Raw genomic sequence first — 14,737 nt, 5'->3', positions numbered from 1 at the left:
TTTTACCTTCTTAAGCCCGTGTCGTGATTCATTCTCTATACCAATCTGGAGAGGCCGCATTTCGCCAAGCCGCAGCTCGGTCCATGTTTCCAGCCGCTGCTGTCTTTGATGGCCTTGAACATCGCCAGGACATTTTCAATCGGCGAATTGCCCTGGATGTTGTGGACGGCGTTGCAGACGAAGCCACCGTCTTCGTTAAAAATGTCTATGCGCTTGCGCACTTCGCGATAAACCGCATCCGGCGTTTGATACATGGTGTGTTGGGTGTTCACGCACCCGCCCCAGAAGGTGATGTCCTTGCCAAAATTCCGCTTGAGCAGCGCCGCGTCCATGCCGGCGGCGGAACACTGGACCGGATTAAGAATGTCGAAGCCGGCTGCGATAAAATCCGGGATCAGCCGCGCCACCGCGCCGCAGGAATGGATGAAGGTTTTCCAATTCGACTGCCGGTGGATGAGTTCGTTGAGTTTTTGGTGATAGGGCTTGAACAGGTTCCGGTAGGATTCCGCCGAGATGAACAGGCCTTTCTGCGTTCCGAAGTCGGTACCGGTGGTCACCACCGCCTGAACCCGGTCGCCAAACATGCCGATGAGCGTTTCCAAATTCTTCAACGCATACTCACACTGCCGCTCGAAAATGGCGTGAACGTAGTCCGGGCGTGCGGCGGTGGTCATGTACCATTCGCTGATGTCGCGGATGCCTTTCGGGTGCTTGAGGAACGGCGCCGGCACGAGCGCGATGTCGCCAAACGCAGTGCCGGGCGCGAGCAATACGACACCAGTGTCCGTGGCGTTCTGATCCAGCCACGCCACTTGTCGCTCGTAATGCGCGATGTCCTCCACCGAGAGCAGGCTGAATTCTTCAAGATTGTCTTCTGGATTCAAATGATCCTCGTCAATCGGCTCCTGGCGGATAAGCGTGTCAAAGAAGTAAGCGGCTTTGGGCATGTGCGCTGACGGCGGCGCGGTGAGGTCGCCTTCGGGATACATCAGCCAGCCACCGTCGGAGGCGGGCGTGACATTGAAGTTGCCTGGCACCAGGCAGGGCGTGCCGTCGAAAAGCGTGAACGGTTTCCAGCCGGAGGCTTCGTAGCCGAGAATATTCTTGCGCGGCCAGACGCCGATCACATCCACGCCCAGCGCGGACCGGAGTTCGGCGTCCACTTCGGCCAGCATCTGGTAAGGTTCGTGAACGCGCGCCGGCGAAGCGGACGGCCCGATCAACCGCTGCTTGAGCTGGTGGACGATGGAAGTATGGATGCCGGAAATCCAAGTGGCACCGAAATCCACACAGACGCGATCGGGTGGGCGATGGTTCAGCGTGGTGATGAGGCGTTCGCGTGAGGTCATGGTTTACAGGAATCAATGCTGTTTCATGCTCCGCGGTTCATTGGTTGGTTTTGGTAATTGTTCCCGGAATTGCCGAGGACGTCTTGGCGGATTTTGCACAAAGCTAACCGTTTGTTGCTGGGACGCGCAACATGACCACTGTGCGTCTTTGAACCGTCGTGGCGGGCAGAGTCCAATGGCCGTTTTCGCGGCAGTCCGGAATTGCGTTGTCCAATGGTGGGAAGGCTGTTGACCTCCCGGCAGACTTCTGGAATAAACCGGGGCGACATAACTGGGATAGTCGCATCCATGACCGAAGGCGATCCGGGTGTTGAGAGTGAAAAATCCCCCCACAACGCCCTTGGTTAACCGGGACAGCGCCACGAGGCGGGCAAGGCGTTTGGATGTTCAGTCTGATGAAGGGAAACTTTGCTTCATTTTCAGAAGTGTTCGTAACCGAGAAGCTGTCCCAGTGTTCAAAAAATCGTCGGCACCATCTACGCTATGGTTGGCGTGCCGAGTTCAAATCGCGACTGAGCGGCGGGAAGATGGAAAACTTCCCGCCGCTCCATGTTGTTCTGTTTGACTCTCTTTGGCCGTAAGCTCCAATAAAATTCCTTGCATTCATTGCGGAATCGGGCAATCTTCCTCGCCAGTTAGATAACTGGTCGATTTCAGGGTCATGGTAAATCTTCAGTTGAAAGTGTTTTCAGTGATGATTTGAAACCCGATGGTCGGGAACAGTCCGGAAAGACACAGTGAGTCTAAGTCAGTGAAATCATCATGAGCACTAAATTGTTTGTAGGAAATCTTTCCTTCAACACCACCGAAAACGATCTCCAGGATCTCTTCGCCGCGCACGGTCCGGTGACCAGCGTCGATCTGATCATGGACAAATTCAGCGGCCGCCCGCGCGGCTTCGCGTTTGTCACCATGGAAACCAAGGAAGGCGCCGACGCAGCCATTCAAGCCCTGCATGGCAAAAACTTTGGCGGGCGTGACCTGACCGTTAATGAAGCCCGTCCCCGCGAAGAACGTCCTCCACGTTCCGGCGGTTACGGTGGTGGTGGCGGTGGCGGCGGTGGACGCGGTGGTCGTCGCGATGGCGGCAACCGTTACTAAGTCGACTGGGAGAGATTTCAAGGTGTGAGGCCTGCAAGGACCTCACACCTTTCTTATTTTCTGCTGGTCGCGCGTTCCTGCAACCAGGCGAAATCAGGATTGTTTGGCGACGGTTCCCGGCCCAGGTCTCGGCCCGTCACACGCTTCCGGGTCCGGGGATCGCGCCACTTGTGAATTTCCGAGTGCCCGTCCGCAAAAGAAACGCCTCCGGCATGGCTGTGATAATGAGCGGGCCAATCGATGACGGTCAGCGCCGCGCCGAAGCCCCGCATGTCCACGCCAAACATCGCATCGTTGATGCTGTCCTCGTGTTCATCGATAAAGACAAAAGCATTTGAGGGCGCCGGCTTGATGATGTCCGCAGTCCGACGGAAGATGATGAACGCCGGAGCGTCGAGATCACTGCCGTTCATCCAATTGTTCATCGACATGCTGCGCACGCGGGGATGCACTCCATTTCGGCCGACAATTACTCTGGACTTGTCCGCCGGGCAACGAAAAACATTCGGGTTCTGGACGTACGGCCCCATCACCGATTTGACCCGGTCAACCAGCAGCACAGTGTTGGTGCTGTCGGCGCCGACTGGGACGGTTCCCAATTCCATACTGCCGCCCACCCAGTTGCCGTAAGCGCCGCCGACATTCGGCGGCAATCGTCCTTGATGATCATCAGTGTAGAGAATCCAGGCGACTTGCAATTGCTTCAAATTGTTCATGCAATAAATCCCCTGCCCTTTCATTTTGGCGCGGATCAGGGCGGGCAGCAGCAGGCCCGCCAGAATGGCGATGATGGCAATAACCACCAACAGCTCGATCAGGGTAAAACCGCGCCCCATGCCACAAGGACAACGTCTAAAAGAAGAAGTCATGGCCACGTTCATTCCCTCGGTTTACCAGATCATAGCAAAGTCCTACGCCTTGTCCACCTGGCAGTTGGTCACTCTTGGAAAAAATGTTCGACTTGCACAGTTGCTTTCCCGAATAATTTGTACAGGTTGACAGGCAAACTCAATCGGCTCAATCAATCATGCACAAGTCGCCCAATCAATTTCCATCGTTCAGCCTGACTCGCCTCCTCAACACGGTGTTCGCGCCAAGGGCTGGAGAAAGCGTTGCCATCCTGATTGATCTGGCGGATCCGCGAGACGTGAAGGACTTTGCCTTCCTGAAGAACGACCGGCTGACGATTCAACGACATGCGCACGATGTGTTTTATCAAGGGCTCAAAAACGGTGGGCTGGCGGAGCTGAAACTGCGCCGCGGTGATTTGTTCGCCTACGAAATCACCGGCGGCAGCAATCTCGATCTGCCCGATCGCGTCGTCGATCTGGCCGGGCGGGAGCTGAGTTTTGAAAAGGACATCTATCCGCGCTACAACATCCTGCTCTGCATCTCGACTTATTCCGCCACGGCGCCGCTGACCGCGTTCGCAAAGCGTTTTGGCTTTCGCGGCGCGACGCTGCACGGCCTGAATGAAATCATTTTGAGAACCGGATTGGCGGTCGATTACAACGAAGTCAGTCGCAACGCCGAAAAGTTGCGGCTCGGCCTGACGCGCGCCGAAAGGTTTGAAATTGATTTTGACATGAATGGACACAAAGAGATGCTCAAACTCTATTGTGACCGCCAGGAGGCACAGAAAAGCCACGGTCTTTGTCGTGGCGAAAAACCCGACGTGGCCAATCTGCCCGCCGGCGAAGTTTATTTTGTTCCCACCGGCGCGGAAGGCCGCTTCCCGTTGCGCTACGAAGACGGAACGCTTGGCTTGATGGAAGTGGCGGGTGGCCGGATTCAAAAGGCCGCGCTGTTCTTCGGCAAACAAAGCGTTGTCGATGCTCACAACCTGAAGCTCAAAAACGATCCGGTTACGGGCGAGTTGGGTGAACTGGGTTTCGGCACCCAGGAATTGCCGCCCGCCGGACGCGACATCCAGGATGAAAAAATCCTGGGCACGCTCCACGTGGCGACGGGACGCAGCGATCATCTGGGCGGTCACCTGACCCCGGACAAATTCGCCACCGCCAAAAACGCGACGCACGATGACATCCTGTTCTCCTCCACCAAGACGCCGGAAATCAACGTGCCGCAGGTCCGGATGTATCGTGATGAGCAGACGCAAGTCGTGATCGAGAATTATCAACCTTCCGCCTATCTGCGCAGCCTCTTGACGGCTTGAAATGAACTTTTACGAAACTGACCGCGCCGTCGCCGAATATCTCCTGTTTCATTATGGCTCGCCGGAAGAGGTGCTGCCGTATGACTTCGGGCCGTTGAATGCGTTGAACTTTCCGGCGCGGTGCATAAGCGAATGCCTTGAACCCGTGCGATTGTCGTCGGCCGCGCGCGCGCTGGACCTTGGTTGCGCGGTCGGCAGAGCAACGTTCGAACTGGCACGCCACTGCCGCGAAGTGAGTGGCATTGATTACTCACAACGATTCATCGAAGCCGCCGGCACGTTACAACAATGTGGATCGATCGAGTTTGAATACGTCGAGGAAGGTGACTGCACTCGTCGCAGTCAAGCGGTCGTTCCTCGCGACATTGACCGCCAACGTGTGCACTTCGAGCGCGGTGATGCCATGTATCTACGCGACGATTTCGGAACGTTTGAGGTTGTGCTCATGGCGAACCTCATCGACCGCCTGAGCGCCCCGCGTCGTTGTCTGCAACAACTTCCCGCCTTGATGAAACCTGGCGGTCAACTCATCATCACTTCGCCCTACACGTGGTTGGAGGAATACACGCCGCGAGAAAACTGGCTCGGCGGTTTTGAACACGACGGTCAACGAATTAGAACACTCGATACGCTGAAGATCATCCTGGGTCACGACTTCGGATTCTCGTTCACCAAAGACCTTCCGTTCTTGATTCGCGAACATGCGCGCAAGTTTCAATGGAGCGTGGCGGAAGCCAGTGTATGGGTTAGAAAGTAAAGAATCGTTGCCCAAACTGTGACGCCAGCTTATCCAATGCTAATGAAATACGTTTCCAAAAAGCGACTGACTTCGACCCTGGCGGACTGGCCTGCGTCGGCGTTCATTCTTTTCTGCTCGCCGCTGCTCGGCCTGCTCTCTGGCTGTTCTTCCAAAGACAGCAACAAGTTGATTGTGGGAATGGAACTATCTTATCCGCCGTTTGAAATGACGGATGAACGTGGAAGCCCCACTGGTGTCAGCGTCGATATTGCCACGGCGCTCGGCCAATTTCTCGGCAAAGAAGTCCAAATTCAAAACCTTCCGTTCGACGGGCTGATCCCCGCCCTGAAGACCGGCAAGATCGATCTCATCGTTTCGTCAATGACAGCCACGGCTGAGCGCGCTCAGTCCATTGATTTCTCCGTCCCCTACTTGAAAACGGGCCTCTGTCTGTTGGTCGGGAAAAACTCCAACATTCAGTCCATTCAAGACGTGGACCAACCGGGAAAAATCCTGGCTGTCAAACAAGGAACAACCGGCCACACTTACACGGCCACGAAGGTGAAGAACGCAAAAGTGCTGGTGCTCGACAAGGAAGATGCCTGCGTGTTGGAAGTCGTCCAAGGCAAGGCGGACGCTTTCATCTACGATCAAATGTCCACCTTCAAGAACTGGCAGCGCAATCCTGACACCACGCGCGCGCTGTTGAAACCGTTTCAGGAGGAGTCCTGGGCCATTGGCATTCGCAAAGGCAACCCCGCGTTGAAACTGCAGGTGAACGCATTTCTGAAGGACCTCAAAGCCAGGGGAGGGTTTGACGAACTCGGCGAGCGCTACTTAAAGGAGCAAAAAGAAGCTTTCGGAAAAATGGGCATTCCTTTCTACTTCTGAACGTGAAGGAATTGTTCTTCGCTCCCAGCTCGACGCCGGCAACTGCACCAACGTGGCCAGTTCGAATCCTCAATTTCGCCGCCGTACTCCTGCTGCTGGCGTTCCTGTTCTATTTTGCTTTCGACCAACTGAACTATCACTGGGGCTGGGCCTCGGTTTACAAATATCGGGAAAAGTTTCTCCAAGGCTGGCTGGCGACAGTCTTGATTTCAATCATCGCGCTTGGCTCGAGCACGATCATCGGTCTTTTCTTTGCGCTGGCGCGGCGCGCGCACTTTCTACCGTTGCGTTATTTCAGCGTGGTGTATGTAGAGGCCGTGCGCGGAACGCCGTTGCTGGTGCAGATTTTGATTTTCTTCTACGTCGTCGCGCCGGCGTTCCATGCCGAGAACCGTTTTCTCGTCGGTGTCCTGATTCTCTCCTGCTTCAGTGGCGCTTACATCTCCGAAGTCATCCGTGCTGGCATCGAAAGCGTGGGACAATCCCAGTTGGAATCCGCCAAAGCCATCGGCCTGACGCGCGCACAGACTTATCGTTACGTCATCTTTCCGCAGGCACTGCGCCAGACCTTGCCTCCCCTCGCCGGGCAGTTCGTTTCGCTCATCAAGGACTCGTCGCTGCTCTCCACCATCAGCCTGAACGAATTCACCCAAAACGCGCGCGAAGTCAACGCCTACACCTTCAGCGCGCTGGAAAGTTACATTCCCCTTGCCGTGGGTTATCTGATTTTGACGCTGCCGATCTCGCTTTGGACGCGGCATCTGGAGCAACGGGTCAAATTTGAAACGTGATGCATGATACAACGATGCAACCGCTTTGACGCGCCATGAAACTCCGGCTCGATCACATTTCCAAGCGCTTCGACGGCCACCTTGTGCTCGACGCCGTGACGCTCGCGCTCGAGAAAGTTCACACGCTGGCGCTCATCGGTCCGTCGGGCGGCGGCAAAACGACTTTGCTGCGCGTTATCGCCGGATTGGAATACCTCGATACGGGCGCGGTTGAAATCAATGACGAACGCGTGGTGTTCGAGGAGAATTACCTGCTCAAACATCGCCGAACCATCGGCACGGTTTTCCAGGCATTCAATCTCTTTCCCCACTTGACCGCGTTGCAAAACATCACGCTGCCGTTGGAAAAAGTGCACGGCCACCCACTGGCCGAAGCGCAGGAAATTGCGCGGCAATTGCTGGAGCGATTTCGTCTCGCCAACCACGCGCACAAACGACCGGCGGAATTGTCCGGCGGCCAGCGTCAGCGCGTCGCCATCGCCCGCGCGATCTCGATCAAGCCGCGCCTGCTATTGTTCGACGAACCCACCTCGGCGCTCGATCCGGAGATGACCGCTGAAGTATTGGATATGATCAAGGAACTGCGCGAGGAAGGGCGCGACTTCATTTTGGTGACGCATGAGATGGGCTTCGCGCGGCAGGTCGCCGATCAAGTTGCGTTGCTGGCAGACGGACGAATCGTGGAAGCCGGGCCGGTGCAACAAGTTTTCGACCATCCGAACTTTCCTCAAAGCCGGGAATTTCTTGCCAAAGTGCTGAAGTATTAACCGAAACCATTCAGTGGAAAAGGGGAGCGCGACCGCCCCGGGCGCAACCGACGACGCCCTCGTCGTCGGCATTCGAGTGCCGCGTGCGAGCGAACCATTTGGTTCTGATGCCGCGAGAAACGTTTGGCGCGAGGGCGCGCCAAACCACAGCCGGGGCGGCTGCGCTCCCCAAATTCGACTGCTTTGATCTGGGTTAGCGATACTTGAGACTGCTGAGATAACCCCACGCCATGCCCATCCCCAAGCCGACGGCGTGGGCGGTGTTGGCGATGTGCCCCAGCAAAGGAGTGAAGCACAGAAAAAACCAGACGATCATCATCGTGACTGTGGATTTGTGCACAAACAGGCCTGAAGCTGGATCAAATTTTCCTCTGATCCATATGTAGCCGAGCAAACCGTAAACGACGCCAGACATTCCTCCGAAATGAGGCCCGCTGACCAGGTATTGGCCCAGATTTGAAAGGGCGGCGACTGTCAGTGAGAAAAGGGCCAGATGCCAAGTGCTTTGTCGGCCTTCGATCATGCTGCCCAAGTCGCGCAGCCAAAGCATGTTGAAAAGGATGTGAATTGGACCGAAATGGATGAACATCGGCGTGAACAGCCGCCAGATTTCACCGTGCCGGATTTCCTGCAAACCGCGTTCCCACTGAATGTAACCGCCACTGATGTCGAACTTCGTGACAAACAAACCCATGATCGCTTCCGGATCGTCGCCCATTTTCGAAAGCACAAAAACGACCACGCTGATGACGATCATCGCAAACGTCAGCGGGCCAAAGCCGTATTCTCGAAGCGGACGAAACAAATGCCGCCGACCGCGAATGCGTTGTTCGTAGGCTTTCTGTTCCTCCTTTTCCCGTTCGCGGAGCTTCGTCGCCTTTGCCTCCGCTCGAAACTTCGCGTCTTTCGGGTTTGCGCGATAGTCGGCCAGCAATTGCTTCGCGCGCTCCATCTCCTCTTCCGCGTGAACCCAGACCGCCCACCCCAGTCCCTTCTCCATCTCAATCTCGTTCTTGATGCCTTGCACAATGAGATAGTCGCCAAAGGTGCGGGCGGCGGATTCAGTTTCGAGATGGCCGATCTGTCGCATGACGGCTTGAGCCTACCGGCAAATTCCTTCCCGTAAACAGCAAACCACCGGATTGCATTTTCGCACCGGCGAACCAAAATGGCGTCATGGCCAAAGCAAGCACCGAGATCGAGCGATTGATTCAACTGCTTCGCGCGTCAAAGAACGTTCTCGTCTTCACCGGCGCGGGCATCTCGACCGGCAGCGGCATTCCGGAATTTCGCGGGCCAAACGGAGTCTGGAAAAAACGCCAACCGGTCTATTACCAGGATTTCATGGCGTCGGAAGCGGCGCGCATCGAACACTGGGATTACAAACTCGAAGCCTGGAACGCCTTTCGGGACGCGCGACCGAACGCCACGCACGAAGCCGTCGCGCAACTCGAACGCGCCGGCAAACTGCTCATGGTCGTCACACAAAACATCGACGGCCTCCATTCGCGCGCTGGAACGTCCGCAGAACGTCTGGTGGAATTGCACGGCACGAACAGCGAGGTGGAATGCCAGACTTGTTTGCGACGCTCCGATCCGGAAGCGCACTTCGATCATTTCCGCAAGTCACGACGCCCGCCGTTGTGTGAATGTGGTGGCTTTCTGAAACCGGCCACCATCAGTTTCGGCCAGAACCTTCGCCCGAAAGATTTGTCGCGCGCCGAGGACGCGGCGAGCCGCGCCGATTTCGTCATCGCGCTTGGTTCCACACTTTCTGTTTATCCGGCGGCGGAAATTCCCCTGCTCGCGGCGCGAAACGGTGTGCCCTACGTCATCATCAATCGCGGTGAAACCGAGCATGACGCGCTGCCCCAAGTCACGATCCGAATTGAAGAAGATGTGGAAAAAGTTTTTCCGCCTGCGGTCGTCGTCGCGCTCGGCAGTGTTGAAGCATTCGTCCCTTAACCGGCACGCCATTTCAAATTCAGCACTTGGCCGTGGTCCTTGTGCATGCGGTCGAGACAATGCAATTCGAGGCGGAGACTGTCCGGCTGCATCATCGCTTGCACCCAACCGTTGGGTTTTCCCTTTTCAAAAACGTAAGCGACCGGCGGGAGGTTGATGAGGTGGATGCCGCCGTCCGTCTTTGTGACGTTCCAATTGTGCGTATGGCCGAAAATGTAAGCCTTGACCTGTTTGCGCGGCTCGATGACTTCAAAGAATCTTTCCGTGTCCTTAAGGCCGGAAGGCGCGTTGTCCTTTTGCGGATTGTGGTGAGCAAAAACAACGGCCGGTTTGTCGGCGTTCTCATCGAGAGTTTTCACGAGCCAATCGCGTTGCGCATCGCCCAGCAAACCGGGCGTCACGTTCGTGGTTTCTAGTGAATCGAGCAGAAACCAGTTCGCCCGCAGCGTGCGCAACATGGCGACGTGCTTGTCGGCGAGCGGACGCTTCACTGCCTTCACCTCGGTCAAGGCGGCCCAGAAATGATCGCGCGCGTCGTGATTGCCCAAGGTCAGATGAATCGGCAGTCCCGCCTGGCGGATCGGTTTGAGCAACTCCGTCAATGTGGCGTAGTCGCCTGGTTCGCCCGTGTTGAAGGCGCAATCGCCATTGACCAGCACACCCGACGGTCGCTTGGGTAACGCGATGAACTCTTCCGCGACGGTCTTCAAATTATCCGTCATGTTCACATCGCGCGCGCTTTTGTTTCGGTCGGCGGCGATGTGCGTGTCCGCCAGCAGAATCAGACTGTGCGGGTCGCTTGCTTCAGCGGACACGGGCCGCGGGCTAATGAACAAGCCCGCGCCAACGGCGATTGACCGCGTCAGAAATTGCCGGCGCGTGATTGGCGGAAGGTGAATTGGCATGTGCTGCTTTTAACTGTCGGCCCCTCTGCTTGGCAAATAAAACCGATCAATCGCGGACAAAATCCGCCTGGTATTTGGCAACATTCGTGGAGTGCAGAACCACCGTCGGACTTACTTTTTAACCAAACGCAGGAATAATGATGGTCATTATTCCGAAACGAACAGGAGAACGCTATGATTGGCATCGAGTCGATTCTGATCTTCATTGGAGTCTGTGTAATGGTTGGCGCCTACGTCGCCCTCATCCATTTACTGCTCCGGAACAGCAAGATGGGTCCGGACAATGCGAACCCAGTCGCCAGTCCCAAGCCAGACGCGGCATCTCCCGCAATGGCACCTCAAGCGACCCAGACACCGGCGCTCGCCCATGCGCGTTCGTGATCGGCAAGGCATCTGCCGGTGACGTTAGCGTGACGCGCCATGAACCTCGCCTGACTTGGGATTGAAGGTCACCACACTCACCAGGGCGCGGGCACCGATCTTGTAACCGGGCATTTTGAAATACTGTGCCGGCGCGGCGCGGAAATCGCGCCCTCCATCGACCTTCCGAGTCCAATATACCCAGTCTGGACACCAAAGATGGCGTTGGGAATTTTGCGTCCGCCAGCGCCGCCCAAAGCCGCCTTCGGCCTCTCATCGCGCAGCACAACTTTTGGGCACATGTTGTTCAAGGGGCGTTTGCCTGGCCGGGAAGCCCAACCTCTCACGGCGGTTGTATCGTCTGCTCATCTTTTACCTGCCGATATTCAGCCTGTGGGCAAAACAAGGCTCTTGCGGAAGCATAAGCGATGGGCAAAGGCTGGCGAGCCTGCCCGCGAAGTTTGGCAAACGTTCAACCCTTGCGGTTGACCAGATTCACAAACCTTTGAGCGCGGTCCTGTACAAACCGCGGCAAGCGCAGCGGATCAAATCCTTTTGCGGCATAAAACCCGTAGCGCGTGTTCCATAAAACATACATGTCGAAATCGCTCGGCTCGCGCGCGGCTTTCTCTTTAAAATAATTGCTCAGCGTCGTCCAATGCTGCCGCGCCACCTCGAGCGAGACTTCGGGATTCTGATACTCGTGCGAGTTTGAATACGCTTTCCAGACCGCGGGATGAATTTGATAGCGGCTGATTTCGCCGGCGCGCCCTACGCCGCGATCATCATTCCCGGTTTCGATCATGCCCAGCGCGAACACGCGGCTCGCGTCAAGGTTTGAAGAAGGTGTCGTAGCGGCTGGCTGGGTTTCGTTCGTTTGCGCATGAATCGAACAGCAGAGAATAAAAATCGCCATCGGCTCGAGAAAGACACGACGAGAACCCCCCAACTTTTCTCCACGACTGGACATAATTTCGTTTGTAAGAATTCAGCCAACGAACAGGCGTATTATGCGGACATTATGAAACAAAATCAACCCACAGAATGTAGTGGGACCGTTAATTTCAGACACAAGATGTGGGGGAATCAGATGAGAAGTCTTCGACACTACGCAAAACATTCGTACTGTTTTTCATGTGTTTGGGTTCAAGAGCAAGTCGCGACAAACGCCGCACCCGCGTCCCACTTTCCAGTTCTTTCTTCCTATTAAAAGTTTCCGCTGACAATTACTCTGGCGAAAATGAAAAGACAATTCTCCATCCTTCTGGTTTGCTGTTGTCTCACGGCTGCGATTTCTCCGGCAGTTGAATCCGCCCAGACACGATCACGCAAACCGAATGTTCTCTTCATCGCCGCTGATGATCTGAACAATGCGCTCGGATGTTACGGCCATTCGCTGGTGAAATCGCCGAACATCGACCGGATCGCCGCGCGTGGTGTTCGTTTCGACCGCGCGTATTGCCAATTCCCGCTTTGCAGTCCGAGTCGCGTTTCACTGCTGACTGGTTTGCGTCCGGACACGACGCGCATCTTTGATCTCAAGGTTGATTTTCGTAAATCGACGCTGCCGGATGTCGTCACGCTGCCGCAATTGTTTCGTCAGCATGGTTACTTCGTCGCACGAGTCGGGAAGATTTTTCATTATGGCGTCCCCGGACAAATCGGCACCGACGGTCTGGACGATCCGCAATCGTGGGACGAGGTGGTGAATCCACGTGGTCGCGACAAGGACGAGGAAGGCAAACTCACCAACTACACACCCAGGCGCGGTCTTGGCAGCGCCCTGGCGTTTCTCGCCGCGGACGGCACGGATGAAGAACAAACCGATGGCAAGGGCGCGGCCGCGGCGGTTCGTTTGTTGGAAGAACACAAGGACAAGCCGTTCTTCCTCGCGGTTGGGTTTTACCGTCCACATTGTCCCTACATTGCGCCGAAAAACTATTTCGACATGTATCCGTTGGAAAAGATAAAACTGGCGCAAAACCCCGCGAACGATCTCGCCGACATCCCGCCGGTCGCGCTTTACACCAAGCCGCCGGACTGGGGTTTGACCGAGCCACAACAGCGTGAAGCCATGCGCGCTTACTTCGCCGCCATTTCGTTCATGGACGCCCAGGTCGGCAAACTGCTCGAGGCGCTGGATCGCTTGAAGCTCTGGGAGAATACCATCGTCGTGCTCTGGGGAGATCACGGTTACCTGCTCGGCGAGCACCGGCAGTGGATGAAGATGAGTTTGTTTGAGGAATCGGCGCGCGTCCCGTTGATCATTGCTGCTCCGAGCCAGAAAGCGCAAGGCAAGGGCAGCGGGCGCACAGTGGAGTTTGTGGACCTATACCCGACGCTGGCGGATCTCTGCGACCTGCCCGCGCCAAAAAATCTCGCTGGCCAAAGTCTGCGTCCGCTGTTGAACAACCCGAACGCTCGATGGACCAAACCGGCCTACACGCAAGTGACCCGGACGGAGAACGGTCGCCAAATCATGGGCCGCAGTGTTCGCACCGAACGCTGGCGCTACACCGAATGGGACGACGGCAAAGCTGGCGTGGAACTTTACGACCATGACAAGGACCCTCATGAATTCACCAACCTGGCAAACAATCCAAAGTACACACACACGGTCGCGGAAACAAAAGCTCTGTTGCACGCCGGCGGACAACCAGATTCAATCCGACAACGGAACGAGTCGGAAGTCGTTGAAGTCCGCAAAATCTGGGACCAAGCCCCGCACAATGCCTTCACTGATTTGGTTTGGTTCAAAGGCAACTGGTTTTGCGTGTTTCGTGAAGGCCAGGCGCACGTCTCGCCCGATGGCGCGTTGCGAATCATTACCTCAAGTGACGGCAAGACCTGGAGCTCCGCCGCGTTGATCACTGGTGACAAAAGCGATTTGCGCGACGCCAAGATCACGATCACGCCGGGCGGTCAGTTGATGCTCAGCGGCGCGGCGGCGTTGCACCAGCCGGCAGAGTTCAAGCATCAATCGCTCGCCTGGTTTTCCAAGGATGGACACAACTGGAGTGAGCCGGTCAAAATCGGTGACCCGAACTTCTGGCTGTGGCGGACGACGTGGCACAAGAAAACTGCTTACAGCGTCGGCTACGACACGACGGCAGAAAACTTCATCCGGCTTTACGCCAGCAAGGACGGCAAGAGGTTCGAGACACTTGTGCCGAAACTTTTCGATGAAGGTCATCCGAATGAAACGTCGATTGTCTTTCTGCCCGATGATACCGCGTTGTGCCTGCTGCGTCGCGATGGCGAAAAAGCATCCGGCCAATTGGGCCTTGCCAGGCCGCCCTACAAAGAATGGCAGTGGAAAGACCTCGGTGTCAAAATCGGCGGACCACACATGCTTCGCTTGGCGGATGGGCGGATTGTGGCCGCGGTTCGGCTCTACGACGGCGGGGCGCGCACAGCGTTGATGTGGGTGGATGCCGACTCCGGCAAACTCACAGAGTTTCTTAAACTTCCTTCCGGCGGCGACAATAGTTATCCCGGCCTCGCCTGGCACGATGGCCTGCTCTGGGTCAGCTATTATTCCTCGCACGAAGGCAAGGCGAGCATCTACCTGGCAAAGGTGAAACTTCCGGCAAAATAAACCGTCCTTTTTGAATCCAATCCCGCGAAGTGGCGTCCAAACACAGCCGATTGACGTGGCATTTCCATTTCGGTTCAGTTCCGAAAAAGCAAAAA

Annotated in this window: 14 protein-coding genes; 8 read left to right on the top strand and 6 right to left on the bottom strand. The window is 56.1% G+C overall.

Annotated features, from left to right (window positions below):
* Positions 1-35: 35 nt before the first annotated feature.
* Complete coding sequence (locus tag HY298_16235; protein ID MBI3851804.1) at positions 36-1,349, bottom strand: methyltransferase; 1,314 nt, start codon at positions 1,347-1,349, stop codon at positions 36-38.
* Positions 1,350-2,111: 762 nt separating this feature from the next.
* Here HY298_16235 and HY298_16230 point away from each other — a divergent pair.
* Complete coding sequence (locus HY298_16230; protein ID MBI3851803.1) at positions 2,112-2,450, top strand: RNA-binding protein; 339 nt, start codon at positions 2,112-2,114, stop codon at positions 2,448-2,450.
* Positions 2,451-2,503: 53 nt separating this feature from the next.
* On the opposite strand, the gene HY298_16225 is transcribed toward HY298_16230, so the two are convergent.
* Entirely contained in the window at positions 2,504-3,319 is an 816-nt protein-coding gene (locus tag HY298_16225; protein MBI3851802.1) for a type II secretion system protein, read from the bottom strand.
* Between the two features lie 158 nt (positions 3,320-3,477).
* Here HY298_16225 and HY298_16220 point away from each other — a divergent pair, with 158 nt between their 5' ends.
* From HY298_16220 to HY298_16200, 5 genes are read left to right on the top strand one after another with little or no spacing between them, the layout of a single operon-like run.
* Positions 3,478-4,626 (top strand): hypothetical protein, encoded by a 1,149-nt coding sequence (locus tag HY298_16220; GenBank protein ID MBI3851801.1) that lies wholly within the window; start codon positions 3,478-3,480, stop codon positions 4,624-4,626.
* 1 nt (position 4,627) lies between these two features.
* Entirely contained in the window at positions 4,628-5,383 is a 756-nt protein-coding gene (locus HY298_16215; GenBank protein MBI3851800.1) for a putative 4-mercaptohistidine N1-methyltransferase, read from the top strand.
* Positions 5,384-5,425: 42 nt separating this feature from the next.
* The gene (locus tag HY298_16210) at positions 5,426-6,256 is read left to right on the top strand and encodes a transporter substrate-binding domain-containing protein (protein MBI3851799.1); all 831 of its coding nucleotides are present in this window, start codon (positions 5,426-5,428) and stop codon (positions 6,254-6,256) included.
* Positions 6,257-6,267: 11 nt separating this feature from the next.
* Complete coding sequence (locus HY298_16205) at positions 6,268-7,047, top strand: amino acid ABC transporter permease (protein MBI3851798.1); 780 nt, start codon at positions 6,268-6,270, stop codon at positions 7,045-7,047.
* Between the two features lie 35 nt (positions 7,048-7,082).
* On the top strand, positions 7,083-7,814 hold the full coding sequence (locus tag HY298_16200; protein ID MBI3851797.1) for an amino acid ABC transporter ATP-binding protein: 732 nt from the start codon (positions 7,083-7,085) through the stop codon (positions 7,812-7,814).
* Between the two features lie 193 nt (positions 7,815-8,007).
* On the opposite strand, the gene HY298_16195 is transcribed toward HY298_16200, so the two are convergent.
* Positions 8,008-8,904 (bottom strand): rhomboid family intramembrane serine protease, encoded by an 897-nt coding sequence (locus HY298_16195; GenBank protein MBI3851796.1) that lies wholly within the window; start codon positions 8,902-8,904, stop codon positions 8,008-8,010.
* Positions 8,905-8,990: 86 nt separating this feature from the next.
* On the opposite strand from HY298_16195, the gene HY298_16190 reads away from it, so the two are divergent.
* Complete coding sequence (locus HY298_16190; protein ID MBI3851795.1) at positions 8,991-9,779, top strand: Sir2 family NAD-dependent protein deacetylase; 789 nt, start codon at positions 8,991-8,993, stop codon at positions 9,777-9,779.
* Here HY298_16190 and HY298_16185 read toward each other — a convergent pair.
* The 3 genes from HY298_16185 to HY298_16175 all read right to left on the bottom strand — a co-directional run bounded on the left by HY298_16185 (position 9,776) and on the right by HY298_16175 (position 12,014).
* The gene (locus HY298_16185) at positions 9,776-10,684 is read right to left on the bottom strand and encodes a metallophosphoesterase (GenBank protein MBI3851794.1); all 909 of its coding nucleotides are present in this window, start codon (positions 10,682-10,684) and stop codon (positions 9,776-9,778) included. The genes HY298_16190 and HY298_16185 overlap by 4 nt on opposite strands.
* 458 nt (positions 10,685-11,142) lie before the next feature.
* A complete protein-coding gene (locus tag HY298_16180) occupies positions 11,143-11,346 on the bottom strand; it encodes a gamma-glutamyltransferase (protein MBI3851793.1) in 204 nt (67 codons plus the stop codon).
* A gap of 170 nt (positions 11,347-11,516) precedes the next feature.
* Positions 11,517-12,014 (bottom strand): hypothetical protein, encoded by a 498-nt coding sequence (locus tag HY298_16175; GenBank protein ID MBI3851792.1) that lies wholly within the window; start codon positions 12,012-12,014, stop codon positions 11,517-11,519.
* Positions 12,015-12,284: 270 nt separating this feature from the next.
* Between HY298_16175 and HY298_16170 the strand changes: the two genes are divergently transcribed.
* Entirely contained in the window at positions 12,285-14,642 is a 2,358-nt protein-coding gene (locus HY298_16170) for a sulfatase-like hydrolase/transferase (protein ID MBI3851791.1), read from the top strand.
* The last annotated feature ends 95 nt before the right edge of the window (positions 14,643-14,737 follow it).

This window comes from Verrucomicrobiota bacterium (assembly GCA_016200005.1).
GTDB lineage: Bacteria > Verrucomicrobiota > Verrucomicrobiia > Limisphaerales > PALSA-1396 > PALSA-1396.
This window is presented reverse-complemented; position numbering and strand designations above follow the sequence as displayed.